The sequence below is a fragment of the Metabacillus malikii genome (assembly GCF_030813355.1).
Lineage (GTDB): Bacteria > Bacillota > Bacilli > Bacillales > Bacillaceae > Metabacillus > Metabacillus malikii.
Genome location: NZ_JAUSUD010000007.1, coordinates 182,061 through 199,270 on the forward strand (window position 1 = coordinate 182,061; position 17,210 = coordinate 199,270).

Sequence of the window (17,210 nt, forward strand, 5' to 3'; positions counted from 1 at the left end):
AATGTAAACAGGGCTGTCTCAAAGGGACAGTCCTGTTCGTGTAAGGTGATAATAGTACTTTACAGTATAGGGTTTACCGAGGGAGTATATGAAAACTTCTCTATGAAGGATGGGAATGACAGATTGTGAGTAGATAAAGCATCACTACGTAAAAAGAGTAGATGAAGGAGGTTTTGAAAGAAAGACAAACCAGAAATGTTCTTCATGGGTGGGATGAAGTAGATTTTGAAAGAAAAGTAAACCAGAAATGTTCTTCATGGGTGGGATGAAGTTAGATTTTGAAAGAAAAGTAAACCAGAAATGTTCTTCATGAGTGGGATGAAGGAGATTTTGAAAGAAAAGTAAACCAGACATGTCCTTCATGGGTGCGATGAAGGAGATTTTGAGAGAAAAGTAAATCAAAAATGTTCTTCATCAATGCGATGAAGGAGATTTTGAGAGAAAGACAAACCAGAAATGTTCTTCATCGATGTCATGAAGGAGATTTTGAAAGAATAGTAAGTCATAAATGTTCTTAATCAATGTCATGAAGGAGATTTTGAAAGAAAAGTAAATCAGAAAAATACTTCTTCGCTGCCAAAAAAGGATTAAAGTGACGGAAAGCTGAAACTGTAGATCTTCACGAGAATAGCAATATAATAATAGATCACCACCACCAAAGGAGCAGCACCTATCTACAATCACTTCCGCTCTCAAAATCACTATGAGATTAGAATCTAATTAAATATAAAACTTAAATCTATTAGAGAAATTCAATAGTTTACGAAACCGGTTTATATAATTTTTGGAAAAAAATCAAAAAATGGTTGATCTTTCCGTACAAAAGAACTATAATTTGAATTGTAAACGGTTACCCATACATGAAAGGGTGCTTTTTCCTAGGAAATATGGAAACCGATTTCGAAAATAGGTTAGTAGATTACATGAGATGTAAAAGGATTTTCATTACTTTAGGGAGGTGTTAAAGCGAAAGAAATAAAGCTTTTCACAGTTTTGGAGAAATGGATAATATCAAGGGGGAAAAATAATGAAAAATATGAAAAAGTTGTTAACATTGGGCTTAACATTAGTTTTAGCTTTTACACTTGCAGCTTGTAATAACAAAGAAGGCAGCAGCAAGGAAAGCGGTGGCAAAGGGTCTGGCGAAGTTGTTGAATTAAACTTCTGGTCATTCGGTGCGACAGGCTATGATAAATTAATCGAAGAATATGAAAAAGAAAATCCAAACGTGAAAATTAAATTTAAAACATCTGAAACTTCTGATCATCATGATGCGTTATTTACAGCATTATCAGCAGGAAGCGGAGCTCCAGATATCGCACTTTTAGAGCTTGATCAATTAGATCGTTTCAAAGCAGCACAAGACCGTTTCAATAACTTATATGACCTTGGTGCGAAAGATGTTCAAGATAAATATCTTGGCTGGAAATGGGATGGCGGAGCAAACCTTGATGGAGATTTCTTAATCGGACTTCCAACAGATATTGGTCCTAAAGCATTGTACTATCGTACAGATGTATTTGAAGCAGCAGGCTTACCAACTGACCCTGTAGAAGTTGGTAATCTAATCAATTCACCGGAAGCATTTATGGAAGCAGCGAAAACAGTAAAAGAAAAAACAGGAAAACCATTTGTTGATACAATTGAAATGGCATACCGTGCATACTTAGACCCTGCAGAAGAAGCATACTTAAACCCTGAAGGTGAACTAATTGCTGATAAAGAAGGCAGTGAAGTGAAAAAGTCTTTTGATTTTGCAGCTGAATTATGGGAAAAAGGTTATGTAGGACCAGCTGAAATGTGGTCTCCTGAATGGAGTAACGGTGTGAAAAATGGTGATTTTGCAGTTGCGTTAGGTGCTGGTTGGTTTAAGGGCTGGTTGAAAGATAACGCTCCAGAAGCATCAGGATTTTTTAGAGTGGCAAAACTACCTGAAGAATTTGCATCAAACTGGGGAGGATCTTACCTTTCTGTACCAAAAGAAACTGAACATGCTCAAGAAGCTTACGATTTTATCGAATGGTTAGTAGCTCCTGAACAACAATTAAAATCATTCCAAGATGCTGGATTATTCCCTTCTGCTGTTGAAGTATATGATATGGAAGAATTCAAAACAATGGAAGATGAGTTCTTTGGAGGTCAAGTTTCATCTGTAGTGTTCGCAGAAGCAGCACAAGATATCAAAGGATTACCGTACAAAGGTGAAAAATACTTCCCAGTTCATGAAGCAATTACTAATGGATTACAAAACATTCAAACTGGTAAGGACCCAGAAAAAGAATGGAAAGCTGGCATTAAAAAAGCAAATGATTTATTAAGTCGATAAAACTCTTGGGGTATGGGTTCCTTCGTGATTCCATACCCTACTTTTGAAAAAGGAACGGGGAGTGAAAATGAATTCAGTAAAGGATAAACAAGTAAATCAAAATCTTGTCTCTATGAAAAAGGGTAAACAGAAGAAGCAATTGTCTGAAGAAAAAAAGGACATGATTTCAGGCTATCTTTATATAGCTCCATTTTTTATCATTTTTGCAATTGTAGGATTATACCCTGCTTTATTCAGTATTTTTCTAGCATTCCAAAAGTGGAATGGTCTAGCACCGATGGAGTTTGTCGGTCTTGATAACTTTGTTGTTGTTTTAACGGATCCACTGTTTTGGAAGTCAATCTATAACACAATAATCATTGGTTTAATGGGTACTGCTCCTCAGTTAGTTGTAGGGATTATTTTAGCCTACTTATTAAATTTATCGTTCCTCAAGTTCCGAAATTTCTTCAGAGTAACGATCTTCATGCCTTATATCACGTCAATGGTTGCTGTAGCACTTATCTTCAGCGTGTTATTTAGTAATAGTGAATCATCAATTGCGAACTATGTGATTGGCCTTTTCGGTTTTGAACCGGTAAGCTGGCAAGCATCTGAGTGGGGAACAAAGATTGCCGTCTCAATTATGGTCTTTTGGAGATGGGTTGGTTATAACACGATTATTTATTTAGCTGGAATACAAAGTATTTCAAATGATTTATATGAGGCTGCAACAATCGATGGAGCTAACAAATTTCAACAGCTTATCCATATTACGATGCCGCTGTTAAAACCGTTTATCGTATTAAATGTATTCTTCTCAACAGTTGGAGCACTACAGTTATTTGCAGAACCAACTGTATTCTTAGGAGCGAATGCATTCTCAAGGGAAGAAGCATTAACAGTTGTAATGTACTTATACCGAGACGCTTTTAGTCTTCAATCATTCGGTACTGCATCTGCTACAGCTTTAATATTACTATTTATTATCATTATCTTCTCAGCGATTAATACGTACTTAACTTCTGGTGTCGGTAAAAAGAGAAAGGAGGCTAAATTATGAGTCAAGAGGTCGGAGTAAAGAAAAATTCAATTAGTCGAATTTTCATCTATTTATTCTTAATTGTATCTGCGCTATTATCGATGTTTCCGTTTTATTGGATGTTCGTCATGGCGACACGACCAAGCTCAGCTTTTAATTCCCTTCCTCCTACGATAACACCGGGGAACATGCTTGTTGAAAACTTTAAAAAGGTTCTTGACCAAATTAACTTTTTCGGGGCAATGTGGAATACAGTTATTCTTTGTGTAACAGTTACACTAGTAGTCTTGTTAATTAGTTCATTAGCTGGATTTGCATTTGCTAAATTCAAATTCCCAGGGAAAAACTTCTTTTTTCTTGCAATTTTATTAACACTTGTTATCCCGCCACAATTGGGATTAATCCCACAATATTATTTAATCTCAAAAGCGGGATTATTGGATACTCTACAAGGTGTTATGATTCTATCATTTCTAAATCCATTAGGGATTTTCTTAATGCGCCAGTATGTTAGTAACTCTGTACCAGATGAGCTAATTGAAGCTGCTAAGCTTGATGGCTGCTCAAACTTTAGAATCTATCGAAGTATTGTTTTACCTATCATTCTACCAGCATTTGCAACATTAGGAATTATCGTCTTCACCGCTGTTTGGGGAGAGTTCTTATGGCAATTTACAGTTCTGAGAGACCCTGATATGTATACTATCCAAGTGGCTCTAGCATCTTTAAGCACAGGTTATAAAGTTGACTTCGGAATGATTTTATCTGGAGTATTCTGGGCAACTGTACCACTAATTATTATATTCTTGTTCTTTAACAGGTTGTTTATTTCAAGTATTACAGAAGGTGCGGTTAAATAACTATTTGCTAGAGAATAATAAAATCAGCAATATAAGAAATTTGTAGAAAACATGATTTATTAGTAATCTATTTTTAGGATTAGCTATTTCTAACCTTCACTAATTAATAGACCTTGGTACAATCGATAGTGAAGAAGGTTTTTTTCTTCTAAGAGATATACCGGGTCTATTAATACAATACGGCACTTTTCTAGAAGATTGTGGTTTTTAACAGAGTTGTTTTGAAAGAAAAGTAAGGATCGTATGTGGAAAGCATCCCAAAACGTAAACTATAAACAAACGACAATGTCCTTGAAAATTAGCCAATAATTTATATGTAAGAATTAGCTTTGATGAAAAATTTATTTAGAAGGCATAGTAGGGGAGCACAATGAACTTAACGATAAAAGATATTGCAAAAATGGCAGGAGTTTCTCCTGGTACAGTTTCAAAAATTATTAATAACTATAGTGGCATAAGTGAAAAAACGAAGAGAAAAGTGTTAGATATCATCGGTGAAACCGGTTATCAACCGACTTTTTCTGCGAAATCACTAGCAACTAAAAAATCTAATTTAATCGGATTAATATATGCTGGAAAAGTAAATGTTGAAATTACCCATCCCTTTTTCAATGAAGTAGTCACAACCTTTAAAAAGACGATAGGTAAACTAGGTTACGATATAATCATGTTTTCAAATGAACAGTTTTATCAAGATAACGGTAGCTATATCGCTCGATGTAATCACTTTCATGTTGATGGTTGCTTAATTATTGCTGGTGATAATGTTGAGGATGCGATTTATGAATTAGATGAATCGGAAATTCCTTGCATGGGCATCGATTTAAAGCTTAAGGGACCAAATTCAAGTTTTGTGATGACAGAAAATTACGCCCTTTCCAGTAAGGTTATCCAACACTTTTATTTACATTCAATTCGGGATATTGCTTTTATCGGTGGTAGGAAGGATTCTTCGATAACTATATATCGTGAACAAGGATATATTCAGGCAATGCAACAATTAGGCTTAGAAATTCGTGACGAATGGATTCAACATGGGGATTACTTTGAAGAAAGCGGATATGAGGCAATGAAACGAATTCTAGATACAAAAATGTATCCTAAGGCAGTTTTCGCAGTATCTGATATGATGGCGTTTGGAGCTATTCGAGCGATAAAAGATAGCGGTATGCGTGTACCAGAGGATATTCGTGTCATAGGTTGTGATGACATTGAAGCTTGTCGCTTTAGCTCTCCACAGCTAAGTACGATACAGCAAGATAAAGACCGCTTAGGTAAATTAGCTGCGAATATGTTAAATGATTTAATTAGTGGAAATTCACAGCTTAGTCCTGTATTTGTTGATTCTGAATTAATTATTCGAGAATCATGTGGTAGTAAATAATATATAAATCCTATTTTGTTTTTTTAATAAAGAGAGAGCTAGAAGTTTAGAAACAAGAGGAAGAACTTTAGGAGGCAATTATGGCAATTATTGAATTTCCAAAAGATATGAGATGGGGAGCGGCAACAGCTGCTTATCAAATTGAAGGAGCTGCCTATAAAGATGGCAGAGGGCTTTCAATTTGGGACACATTTTCACATACACCAGGAAAAGTGAAAAATGGGGACAATGGTGATATCGCATGTGATAGCTATCATCGCTACAATGAGGATATTCAGCTAATGAAGGAACTTGGTATTGATATTTACCGTTTTTCTGTATCTTGGCCACGTATCTTCCCTACAGGTAAAGGTGAAGTGAATGAAAAAGGATTACAGTACTATCATGACTTCGTCGATGCATTAATCGAGAATGGCATTGAACCGATGTGTACATTGTACCATTGGGATTTACCTCAGGCACTTCAAGATGAAGGTGGCTGGGCAAATCGAGAAACGACTGATGCATTTGCAGATTATGCTGAGTTTATGTTCAAACAATTCAATGGAAAAATTAAGAAATGGATTACAATTAATGAACCATGGTGTGTATCGTTTTTATCAAATTATATTGGTGAACATGCACCAGGGTACAAAGATTTACAGCTGGCAGTGACAATTTCCCATCATTTGCTTGTAGCGCATGGAAAAGCAGTAACAAGATTTAGAAGTACTGGTATAGAAGGTGAAATCGGCTATGCACCAAATCTAGAATGGGTTGAACCTTTTAGTACGAAACAGGAAGATATTGATGCATGTAACCGTGGGATGGCATATTTTATTGAATGGTTCTTTGATCCAGTATTTAAAGGTACCTACCCACAATTTATGGTTGATTTGTTTGCAAAAAATGGTGCAACGTTAGCTGTTGAAGAGGGCGATCTCAATGTTATTAATCAACCGATTGACTTCGTCGGCATCAATTATTATACAGGTAGTGTCGGACGTTATAAAGAAGGGGAAGGCTTATTCGAATTAGAAAAAATTGATATCGGCTATGAAAAAACTGATTTCAATTGGAATATCTACCCTGAAGGCTTTTATAAAGCATTAAAGAAACTAAAAGACGAGTATGGTGACATTCCAATTTATATTACAGAAAACGGTGCTTGTTATAACGATGGCGTTGAAAATGGGCGGGTAAAAGATGAAAGAAGAATTGATTATTTAAAACAGCATCTTACCTCATTAAAGAGAAGTATTGATGCTGGGGTAAATATTAAAGGTTATTTAACATGGTCATTACTAGATAATTTTGAATGGGCTCTTGGCTATGATAAGCGATTTGGTTTAATTCATATTGATTTCAATACGTTAGAAAGAACTAAAAAAGACAGCTACTATTGGTATAAGCATATGATTAATAATGGTTGGTTTGAGATGACATATAAATAATGAACTTATTAGGGTCAGTACCTCTTTAGATAATGTAACCTTTACATAAAGTGATTATCTCTTGATTAGGACTGGCCCTTTTACCTAATACAAGGCATTCAAATCTGTAATGAAAATCTTCAACTGTGATAAGTGTGGGGTTTTTGCTTAGCTCAATTACCATCTATATAATCATCATTCGTTTGTCGCTACTACCAATATAAATATAGAGGGGATTTTTATGGGGAAGGTCAATAAATGGAATCATACAAAATCTACAAAAATAAAGAGAAATAGCTTGAAAGAGAAGAAAACAAGAAAAACCGTTGGTAGAAAAATATTTATTACGTTTTTAACGATGTTTATGTTAATAGCTGGATTAAGTGCGTTTATTTTGTATGGTATGAATAAAATTAATCAAAAATCAACAGAAATTCAACAGACGTGGCTTCCAACAGTTGAAGGCTTAGGGGAAATGCGTTTTTATATCGAGCAAGTTGTATCCTTTCAGCTATTTTATGCAAATGCAAAAACAGTCAGTGAGATGGATGATTTCGAGCAACGTTTTGAAGAGATTTTTTTAAACTTAGACGAGCTGTTTGAAGATTATGAAGAAGTGATAACCACTGAAAAGGAAAAAGAAATCTATCAAAATTTTCGCACGGAATGGGATGCATACTTACAAGTTCACGAACAAGTATTAGAACTGTCTAGAAATGCGGAAAGTAATCAGGTAAAGACAACAATAAGAGATTCTAGAAGACAAATTGAAGTCGTTGAAAATTATTTATCACAATTAGTTGAGTTAAATCAACAGCATGTTGCCGAAGTAAAGAGAGAAAGTGACCAAATCCTTGTTGAAACATTTATACTTTCGGTAGTAATAATTGTTCTTGTTCTTATTATTTCAATCATTTTAGGGATTACACTCGGACGAAATATATCTAAACCGTTGGCGCTTATTACAAGCAAGGTTAAACAAGTAGCCTCTGGGAATTTGTTAACGGAACCTCTAACGATTAAAAATAAAGATGAAATCGGTCAATTGGCCAATGACTTTAATCAAATGTCCGATAATCTAATGAATTTAATACACCATGTAAATGATAATGCACAACTCGTTACAGCAACATCAGAAGAACTTTCCGCAAGTGCTGACCAGACGAAAAAAGCAACTGAGCAAATTTCTACCTCTATTCAGGAAGTAGCATATGGTATCGAAAATCAAGTCTCACATGCATCCGCTGCAAATGAGATTGGTAAGAGGATTTCTAGTGGCATGGAGCATGTATCATCATCTATTCACTCTGTAGCAGACTTAGCAAAATTAACAAATGAGCATGCGACTAGTGGTCAGGATATTGTTTCACAAACAATTGAACAAATGAAAGATGTCCATAAGAAGGTCAATCTAACTTCAACTGCTGTCCATACACTAGGAGAGAAATCAAAGGAAATCGGTCAAATTGTTGGGTTAATTACTGAAATAGCTGAACAAACAAATTTACTAGCGTTAAATGCAGCTATTGAAGCGGCAAGAGCAGGAGAGCATGGAGTAGGCTTTGCAGTTGTAGCAAAAGAAGTGAAGAAGCTTTCACAACAATCTGGACAAGCTGCAGAAAACATTAAGATGTTAGTGAATGAAATAGCTGGAGAAGCAATTCGAACTGAAGGGTTAATGGTCGAGGGTTCTTCCTCAGTTGATGAAGGCCTTTCAATGGTAAATATGACAGGCAAAACTTTTATCGAAATAGCTCAAATGATTGCTGAGGTTACAGCTCAATCACAAGCTGCTTCAAATGTAGCCGAACAAGTTCATACAAATTCACAACAGTTAGTGAAAATGGTTAAGGAGATATCAGCAATTTCAATCCAGTCAGCTACTAATTCAGAGGAAGTAGCCGCATCTGCAGAAGAACAAAATGCCTCGATGGAGGAAATATCAATGGCCGCGGAATCCTTAAGTGGTCAAGCACTAGAGCTTCAAAAGCAAGTTCAAAAGTTCATTTTTTAGCAACTGTCGGGAACGCAGTCGTATAGATAACCTAATAGTTTGAGACAAAGTTAAAATGAAGAAACTTTGCACATTTAAGGAGGTGATGAAGAGGTAAGACTTATTACAGCTATTATTAAAAAATTTATTGGAAGCGATTACAGATTTTAACATGGACAATTCATGGGGATGATTTGTTCTACTTTAAGAGGAGGATTTACGTTGGGAAAACTAAAGGGGTTCGTTCTTTCTATAACATTTATATTGATATTCGTCTATTTACCATCATATACACAAGCAGAGGAAACAGAATTTAATCATTTAATTGTTGAGCCAGCGAAAAAACCGTCAACAGCAGGTGCATTAAAAATTACCGATATCAACGGGATGAAAACATTGAGTGATAAAAATGGGGAGCCGATACAACTACGAGGAATGAGTACTCACGGTCTTCAATGGTTCCCTGATATCGTAAATGAACGCGCGTTCTCTGCGCTTTCTAATGATTGGGGTGCAAATTTAATAAGGCTTGCTATGTATGTTGGTGAAAATGGCTATGCAACAAATCCTGAGGTTATAAAACAAAGGGTAATTGATGGTATTGAGTTAGCAAAAGCAAATGATATGTACGTCATTGTTGATTGGCATGTCCATGCTCCAGGTGACCCGAATGCAGAGGTATATAGTGGAGCGATGAATTTCTTTGATGAAATCTCTAGTCTTTATCCAAATGATCCGTCTATTATTTATGAGCTTGCCAATGAACCGAATAGTAATGAACCAGGAGTTACAAATGATGCTGCAGGATGGGATAAAGTAAAATCATATGCTGAACCAATTATTGAAATGCTTCGTAATAAAGGGAATGAAAACCTGGTTATTGTAGGTAGCCCGAACTGGAGTCAACGTCCAGACTTAGCAGCAGATAATCCAATTGATGATGATAATACAGTTTATACTGTTCATTTTTATTCTGGAACACATGAACCAGCGGATGATAGTACAAACCGTGAAAATGTCATGAGTAATGCGCGATATGCCATGGAAAATGGAGTTGCTGTATTCGCTTCAGAATGGGGAACGAGTGAGGCAAACGGTCATAACGGTCCATATTTAAATGAGGCTGATGTTTGGATTAATTTCTTAAATGAACATAATATAAGCTGGGCAAACTGGTCGTTAACAAATAAAAATGAAACATCTGCAGCATTTCAGCCCTTCGAATTAGGAAAACAAGCTGCAACAGACCTTGATCCTGGAGAGGATGGAGTATGGTCAGCAAAAGAATTAACGGTTTCAGGAGAATATGTTCGTGCGCGAATAAAGGGTGTACCTTACGAGCCGATTGACCGTACAAAAGAAGAATTTCAAACAGTGATTTGGGATTTTAACGATGGAACATTACAAGGATTCGGTATCAATCCCGACAGTCCAATTAAGGATATTCAATTAGCAAATAGTAATAATGCCTTACACATTAGTGGATTAACAAATAGTAACGATGTAACAGAGGGAAATTATTGGGCAAATCTACGTCTATCGGCTGATGGTTTAAATACTGAAGTTGATATATTGGGGGCAAATGAGCTTAGTATGGATGTCATAGTAACGACACCGACAACTGTATCAATTGCGGCAATCCCACAAAATAGCAGTTATGGATGGGCTAATCCTACACGTGCGATCCAAGTGAATGAAGAAGACTTTGCAGTACAAAATGACGGAACATATAAAGCAAAATTATCGATTTCTCGAGAGGATTCTCCTAATCTTGAAGCAATCGCTACAGATCAAGAAAATAGCCAGTTAACCAATCTCATTTTATTTATTGGAGCAACCCAAACAGATGAAATTAAGCTAGATAACATTACAGTGACAGGCGATCGAACAATTGTAGAAGAACCGATTGTTCATGATGAATTAGGAACGCCGACATTCCCATCAAATTTTGAGGACAATACTCGTCAAGGCTGGAAGTGGGACCAAGCCTCCGGAGTGAAAAGCTCTCTGACTATTCAAGAAGCTAATGGGTCAAAGGCATTAACTTGGGATGTTGCCTATCCGGAAGTCAAACCTGGTGATGCTTGGGCTTCAGCTCCGAGAATCATACTTGGCGACATTAATACAAGTAGAGGTGAAAATCAATATTTAGCTTTTGACCTTTATCTAAACCCTGTTCGTGCGAGCTCAGGAGCACTCTCGGTCAATCTAGCCCTTGCCCCACCTAGTCTTGGTTATTGGGCCCAAGCAGCAGATGTGCATACAATTGATTTAACTCAACTTGACAGTCAACTACAAACTGCAGATGGTTTATATCATTATGAAATATTATTTGATTTAAATAATATCTTAGAAGATAAAGTCATTTCAGCGGATACAATCTTACGTGATCTTACACTTATTATTGCAGATCAAGAAAGTGATTATGCAGGAAAAATGTCTATTGATAATGTACGTTTTCAAAATGAGAAAACACCAGAACCAGGTACAGGAGATGAAGAAGGCGAGACACCGGAACCAGGTACAGGAGACGAAGAAGGCGAGACACCGGAACCAGGTACAGGAGATGAAGAAGGCGAGACACCAGAACCAGGTACAGGAGACGAAGAAGGCGAGACACCGGAACCAGGTACAGGAGATGAAGAAGGCGAGACACCGGAACCAGGAGCAGGTGACGAAGAAGGCGAGACACCAGAACCAGAAGCAGGTGATGAAGAAGGCGAGACCCTAACACCTGGACAATCAGAAGACAGTGGTAAGATTCCAGTATCGCCAGTAAGTGATGTTAAGGGTAATGAGGATGCTAAACAAAATATGATAAAAAATGAAAATAAACACCATTTACCTCAAACGGCTACAACAATGTACAATTTCTTCTTACTAGGATGTCTAATTATTCTAATCGGTTCATTAGGATTTACCATACAGAAGAGAAGAAATAGTTAATGTGATAGGAGCACGTCTTTCAATAGACGTGCTCCTTATATATTTCTAAAAAATAATATCTTAAATTAGAATGGAATTGGAAGTCACTGTAAATAATAAAGTCACAGTGCTAGTAAGACAACGGAAAGGGTTGTTACATACTAAAAAGAAATAAGAAAGAATAGGAAGCATTCACTATGACAAGTAAAATTGAAGCGATTTTTTGGAGTATTGCATTACCCGGATTTGCCCAACTATTAAACAAAAAATATGCAAAAGGTTTTGTGTTTATTTTTTTGGAATTCCTTGTCAATGTGTGTAGTAATTTTAATTCAGCAATTATGGCCAGTTTCCTGGGGGATATTGACAAAGCATTTCAAGTTGTTGATTTTCAATGGCTAATGTTTTATCCATGTTTATACATGTTTGCGATGTGGGATGCATTTAAGGATGCTGAAGGAGAAGTATCAAAGTATTCCTTCTTCCCATTTGTTTTTGGTGCCTATTTTATTACAGTTGGCATCATGTATTCGCCAATTGCAAAAATTAACGGTGTAAAATTGGGCCCTGTTTGGTTTCCAATGCTTTCGCTCATTCCCGGGTTATTAGTCGGATTCATCATTTGGGGAATATTGAAGTGGATAAACAAAAATAAAAAAGTAAAATCACCCTAAAAAACCAATTCTTTCAGCGAAGTATATATGAAGGAATTGGTTTTTTTCTGATTTTTATTCAATTTTCGATTGTAAACTTCTAAACTAGATGTAAGGGAAATAAACTAATCATGCTTAGAGGCAAATTATAAACAAATCAAATTGAATCAGTTGTATAATAACAATAGACCTTATTCAAACTTTCATGACCATAAATCTGTTAAAAGCCCCCTCTTAAGTCATACCTAAACCTAACACCAGTACATATAAAATAAATAGTGTAATTAACATTTAACGATAACCCGTATCAATTTTCGGGAGGAGGATTCAAAATGATTGACGAAAAACAGCTTATCGAGAAAATATATTATCACAACTTTTTAGACGAGAAAACAAAACCAACTGCAGAAGTGCTTGGGCAAATCTACTTTGATGAACAAAAGAAAATAGAGGATTTTGATTTATCGTATATTCGCTTTGCACAAGGTGAATTGTATTATCATTATAAAGATTATGAAACTGCAATTTTTAAGTGGGAAAATATCAATAATGAACTTGAGCAATGGGCACATAAAAATATCGGTGATGCCTACTATAAATTGGGGCTTATTTCGGCAGCAGAGGAAAAATATACTTCAATAAATAGTGGTGACCCAGTACTTGCAATTGAAGTGTATTTAAATTTATTTTATCTCTATCAAGAAAATAACAATCTAGAAAACGCATATGAGATTTTAAGTAAAGCATTGCAGTTAAATGCTGATTATCCAAATGTAACGAAAATTGCACGCAACTTTTACGAACAGCAAGATGATATTGAGCATGCCGTTAAATTAGCGATCAAAGAATCAATTCGAACGGAGCAAGAAGAGTGGTTTTCAACTTTAATATCATATGTGAAAGCAGGTCACTCAAAGCAATTTGAACCAGGATTTTTTGCGGAAGCATTGCTAACATTTTATGAAGTGGATGAGCATGCCTTTATCCAACTCGTTGAGGCGCTTTGGCATCGTTACAAGGAAACAAACTACTATTTATCCTGGATTAGAACAGTGAATGATTTTTTCTATTCGATAGATGTTGAAATAACTAATGCAAATTGGCGTAAGGTAGTCGATTTATTTGAATCAACATTTCTACAGTTAACAAGTGGTTCATACTATTTAAGTGAGCTACATAGTGTCATCCCGAATCTTTTATCCAATTGGCTTTCCTTATCAGAAAATAGCGACGGACTTCTTCCTTCTGCGACGGTATTAGCATGGAATGAAATATTTCCTGGGACAATTTTACCTGATGCTGTATATAATGCAGAATCGATTATATTTGAGGCGGAAAATAACGATAGTGGACTTGATATTGCTGTAGAATTGTTCCATGCAATTAGCAAGTGGGCATTGAAGCATTCAATTAATATTGATAAAAGGCAACAGTGGCTACTTGATGAAGTGACAAAACCTCATGTGAAAAATCATTTTCTACTCGCAGGGAACAGCGGTAGCGGTAAAACTACTTTTGTTCAATCTCTAGTCGGTGACAAGATTCTACCGGAAAATACGTCTTCTTTTGTTTTCATAGAAGATAATGATGTGCTTGAATCGAATCGAATTAATTCACAACAAGTTCAGACCATTAAAGGTAACCAATACTTAGATGTTACTGTAATAGACCAGGAAATTTATCAAATAAAACGACCATGTATCCTCTTACATGAGCATCAATGTGTGATTATAGACAGCCCGCCGATTCGTACTAACGGGATTAGACAAGACTTTTTTGATTTGTTGCCTTTAGTTGATGGATTACTATACGTTGTCGATGGCTCTATACCATTTTCAGATCACGAATTTGATTTTCTTAGTCAAATAAAAAATGTTGCACCGAATATACAGGTTCACTTTATATTGAATAAGGTTGACCTAATTAGCAGTGATGAAGAGACAAGAAAAAGAATTGATATGATTAAATCAACGATTCAATCAATTTATCCTGGCTCAGACGTACTACCATATTCATCGCTCCATCCATTTAATGAACAATACACACAGTTAAATAGCTTTTTATCAGACCATTATCCATATGACGAACAAGAAAAACAGGAAAAGCGAACTGCTAAAGTATTAACACTCGTTCACAATTTATTAGCCGAACTGCTGCAAAAACGAGTGGATATGGAGAAGGGCTTAATTGATTCAATACAATGGCATGAAGACTTGCTAGGCAGAATGAATGGCTTCTCAAACAAGCTTAATGATTTAACGTTAGAAAAAGGTCATGAACTTGTGAAATCCTATCGTACTCTTCTTGATGAAGGAAGAGACGAATTAAAAGCAACGATTCCAATGATTTTAAAAGAAACTGCAGAGCTTATTAAAGATGACAGTGATTTTAAAAAGGTTCATTTAACGATTAACGACGAGATGAACGCAAAGCTAAAAGAATATTTTGAAGGAATATTTTTACCAGGATTATGTGACAAGTTTGAGAATTGGCTGAAAGACATTCACGATGTACTCCTAGATAGTCAGACATATCTGATTGAAATGAAGGAAAGCTTCAAGGAACTTTATCAAATTGATAAACTTGCGCTAGAGTGCGAATTTTCAATTTTAGAAGATTGGCATCGTGACTTAAATCGGATGGCAGGAAGAATACAGTATGAAAAGGAAAATATTCTTCTAAAAAGAACACCAACACAAATTCTATTAAAAGGTGCTGGAAAGCTATTCGGAGCAATGAATCAAAATAAAGCAATGATGGCCAACCAATACCGAAAATATATCGAGAATGAATCATATGAAGAAGTAATTACCTCAATTACGAAAAAAGTATTCTTACCTTTTGAATTGTTTGAAAAGGGCATTCATCAAGATATTCATACATTCTATCATCAGCCTGCAGAAGAAGTAGGGGAAATCATTACAGAAACAGAAGCGATTATCGCAGATAGTAAAGAAGAATTAAATGAAATGAAAGTATCACCGCATTTCTTTTATGATCCATTAAAGCTGTTCGAAGTAAATCTACTGCAACAAGAATTTATATTGCAAGCGAAAAAAGATTATAGCCGAAGCAGGTAATCTCTTGATTGGACCGTTTTAACGAGGACACCTTGTTGAAGCGGTCTTTACTTGTTTTGAATGAGGATTATCTCATTCTCTTTTTAGCGCAAAAGACATATAATAATAGATAAAAAGAGAATGGCGAACGAGGAGACAAACATAAATGCCAAAACGTACCCAAACATTCAAACGAATCCTGATTTTTTGTTTATTGCTCATCATTATTGCATTCATACCGACACCATACTATTTATATCAACCCGGTCCGATTGAAGAGTTGGAGTCAAGGGTTACAATTGAAGGCGGACATAAAGATGAAAAGGGGAGCTTTCATTTAACAACGATTCTTTCATTGAAGGCAGCAAATATTTATATATTGGGATATGGTCTCATCGCCCCCCATACAGAAATTAAACAAGAAAAAGATGTAAAAGGAAATTTATCAGATGAAGAATATAGCAAGCTATTAGACTTTATGATGAAAGATTCCAAGCAAAATGCACTTGTCGCAGCATTTACAACGGCTGGCGAAAAGGTAGAAATGGACTACCATGGAATATTTGTTAACCAATTATTAGCTAACTCACCAGCAAAAGATATACTTCAAGTCGGTGATGTGATAACAAGTATTGACGGTAAGCAGATAGGTGAAGTAACAGAATTCACAACCTATTTAGAACAGAATAAACAGCCAGGAGATACTGTTGATTTAGTGATTATGCGAGATGATAAAGAGCTGAAGGAAACAGTGGAATTAATGGCGGTAGACAAGCAAACCAACCGAGCCGGAATTGGGTTCCAACCAGAAGAGGACTTTACAGCAACCCTTCCTCGTGATGCGAAGATAGAAAGTGAAGATATTGGTGGCCCTTCTGCAGGTCTTATGTTCTCATTAGAAATATTAAACCAACTAACTGAAGAAGATTTAACAAAAGGCTATAAAATCGCCGGTACAGGCACAATTGACCATCACGGCAATGTTGGTCAAATCGGCGGCATTACACACAAAGTCACATCCGCCTACAAAGAAGGTGCCGATATTTTCTTTACACCAAAAGACTTAACAGCACTCGACAGCAACGAAAAAGACGTCCGCAAAGAAGCAAAAGCAAACAATTACGAAATAGAAATTGTCCCAGTCGCAACACTCGATGAAGCAGTTACTTACTTAAAAAAACTAGAAAATAAACAGTGATAAAAATTTTATAAAAATATAGAAAAAAATTAACAATTTAGGTTTATCCTTGAAAAAATCGGGTAAATAATTACTACCGTATCCCCCCAGATACTTTCAATTGAAAAACCTTAAAAAACCTCCACGGAAATGGAGGTTTTTTTCATGTTTGGGAACAATCCTATCAAAACCAAGCTCTCGAGGTGAAATAATACGTTGTGCAGTGTTGCTTCAAAAAGAGGGATGAAACCTTATATTCTAAGTGATTTCGCGAAATGTTCTTCATAAAGTTCTTCATAAAGGAGATGAAGACCAAAAATTAAAAAGAGCGGCGGCGAAATGTTCTTCATAAAGGAGATGAAGACCAAAAATTAAAAAGAGCGGTGGCGAAATGTTCTTC

Annotated in this window: 10 protein-coding genes; all 10 read left to right on the forward strand. The window is 35.9% G+C overall.

Annotated elements, in window-relative coordinates:
- The first annotated feature begins 1,027 nt into the window (after positions 1-1,027).
- The 10 genes from J2S19_RS09540 to J2S19_RS09585 all read left to right on the forward strand — a co-directional run bounded on the left by J2S19_RS09540 (position 1,028) and on the right by J2S19_RS09585 (position 16,831).
- Positions 1,028-2,326, forward strand: coding sequence for an ABC transporter substrate-binding protein (locus J2S19_RS09540; RefSeq protein WP_307340678.1), 1,299 nt, complete (start codon positions 1,028-1,030; stop codon positions 2,324-2,326).
- A 112-nt stretch (positions 2,327-2,438) separates the two neighbouring features.
- Positions 2,439-3,368 carry a carbohydrate ABC transporter permease gene (locus J2S19_RS09545; RefSeq protein ID WP_307340721.1) on the forward strand — a complete coding sequence of 310 codons (930 nt, stop codon included), beginning with the start codon at positions 2,439-2,441 and terminating at the stop codon, positions 3,366-3,368.
- On the forward strand, positions 3,365-4,207 hold the full coding sequence (locus tag J2S19_RS09550; protein WP_307340683.1) for a carbohydrate ABC transporter permease: 843 nt from the start codon (positions 3,365-3,367) through the stop codon (positions 4,205-4,207). The genes J2S19_RS09545 and J2S19_RS09550 overlap by 4 nt, the downstream gene beginning before the upstream one ends.
- 370 nt (positions 4,208-4,577) lie before the next feature.
- Complete coding sequence (locus tag J2S19_RS09555; protein ID WP_307340686.1) at positions 4,578-5,591, forward strand: LacI family DNA-binding transcriptional regulator; 1,014 nt, start codon at positions 4,578-4,580, stop codon at positions 5,589-5,591.
- An 80-nt stretch (positions 5,592-5,671) separates the two neighbouring features.
- Positions 5,672-7,024 (forward strand): GH1 family beta-glucosidase, encoded by a 1,353-nt coding sequence (locus J2S19_RS09560; RefSeq protein WP_307340690.1) that lies wholly within the window; start codon positions 5,672-5,674, stop codon positions 7,022-7,024.
- A gap of 220 nt (positions 7,025-7,244) precedes the next feature.
- On the forward strand, positions 7,245-9,017 hold the full coding sequence (locus J2S19_RS09565) for a methyl-accepting chemotaxis protein (RefSeq protein WP_307340692.1): 1,773 nt from the start codon (positions 7,245-7,247) through the stop codon (positions 9,015-9,017).
- 201 nt (positions 9,018-9,218) lie between these two features.
- Positions 9,219-11,942 carry a carbohydrate-binding domain-containing protein gene (locus J2S19_RS09570; protein ID WP_307340694.1) on the forward strand — a complete coding sequence of 908 codons (2,724 nt, stop codon included), beginning with the start codon at positions 9,219-9,221 and terminating at the stop codon, positions 11,940-11,942.
- Between the two features lie 176 nt (positions 11,943-12,118).
- Positions 12,119-12,595 (forward strand): hypothetical protein, encoded by a 477-nt coding sequence (locus J2S19_RS09575; protein ID WP_307340697.1) that lies wholly within the window; start codon positions 12,119-12,121, stop codon positions 12,593-12,595.
- Between the two features lie 311 nt (positions 12,596-12,906).
- Positions 12,907-15,654, forward strand: a complete 2,748-nt coding sequence (locus J2S19_RS09580; RefSeq protein ID WP_307340699.1) for a GTPase domain-containing protein — start codon at positions 12,907-12,909, stop codon at positions 15,652-15,654.
- A gap of 145 nt (positions 15,655-15,799) precedes the next feature.
- A complete protein-coding gene (locus J2S19_RS09585; RefSeq protein WP_307340702.1) occupies positions 15,800-16,831 on the forward strand; it encodes a SepM family pheromone-processing serine protease in 1,032 nt (343 codons plus the stop codon).
- Positions 16,832-17,210: the final 379 nt, after the last annotated feature.

What these genes read in the sequence shown, in the direction of transcription:
- J2S19_RS09555 (WP_307340686.1), top strand. Translation starts at nt 4,578, where the DNA reads ATGAACTTAACGATAAAAGATATTGCAAAAATGGCAGGAGTTTCTCCT.
- J2S19_RS09545 (WP_307340721.1), top strand. Translation starts at nt 2,439, where the DNA reads ATGAAAAAGGGTAAACAGAAGAAGCAATTGTCTGAAGAAAAAAAGGAC.
- J2S19_RS09550 (WP_307340683.1), top strand. Translation starts at nt 3,365, where the DNA reads ATGAGTCAAGAGGTCGGAGTAAAGAAAAATTCAATTAGTCGAATTTTC.
- J2S19_RS09560 (WP_307340690.1), top strand. Translation starts at nt 5,672, where the DNA reads ATGGCAATTATTGAATTTCCAAAAGATATGAGATGGGGAGCGGCAACA.
- J2S19_RS09565 (WP_307340692.1), top strand. Translation starts at nt 7,245, where the DNA reads ATGGGGAAGGTCAATAAATGGAATCATACAAAATCTACAAAAATAAAG.
- J2S19_RS09575 (WP_307340697.1), top strand. Translation starts at nt 12,119, where the DNA reads ATGACAAGTAAAATTGAAGCGATTTTTTGGAGTATTGCATTACCCGGA.
- J2S19_RS09585 (WP_307340702.1), top strand. Translation starts at nt 15,800, where the DNA reads ATGCCAAAACGTACCCAAACATTCAAACGAATCCTGATTTTTTGTTTA.
- J2S19_RS09580 (WP_307340699.1), top strand. Translation starts at nt 12,907, where the DNA reads ATGATTGACGAAAAACAGCTTATCGAGAAAATATATTATCACAACTTT.
- J2S19_RS09540 (WP_307340678.1), top strand. Translation starts at nt 1,028, where the DNA reads ATGAAAAATATGAAAAAGTTGTTAACATTGGGCTTAACATTAGTTTTA.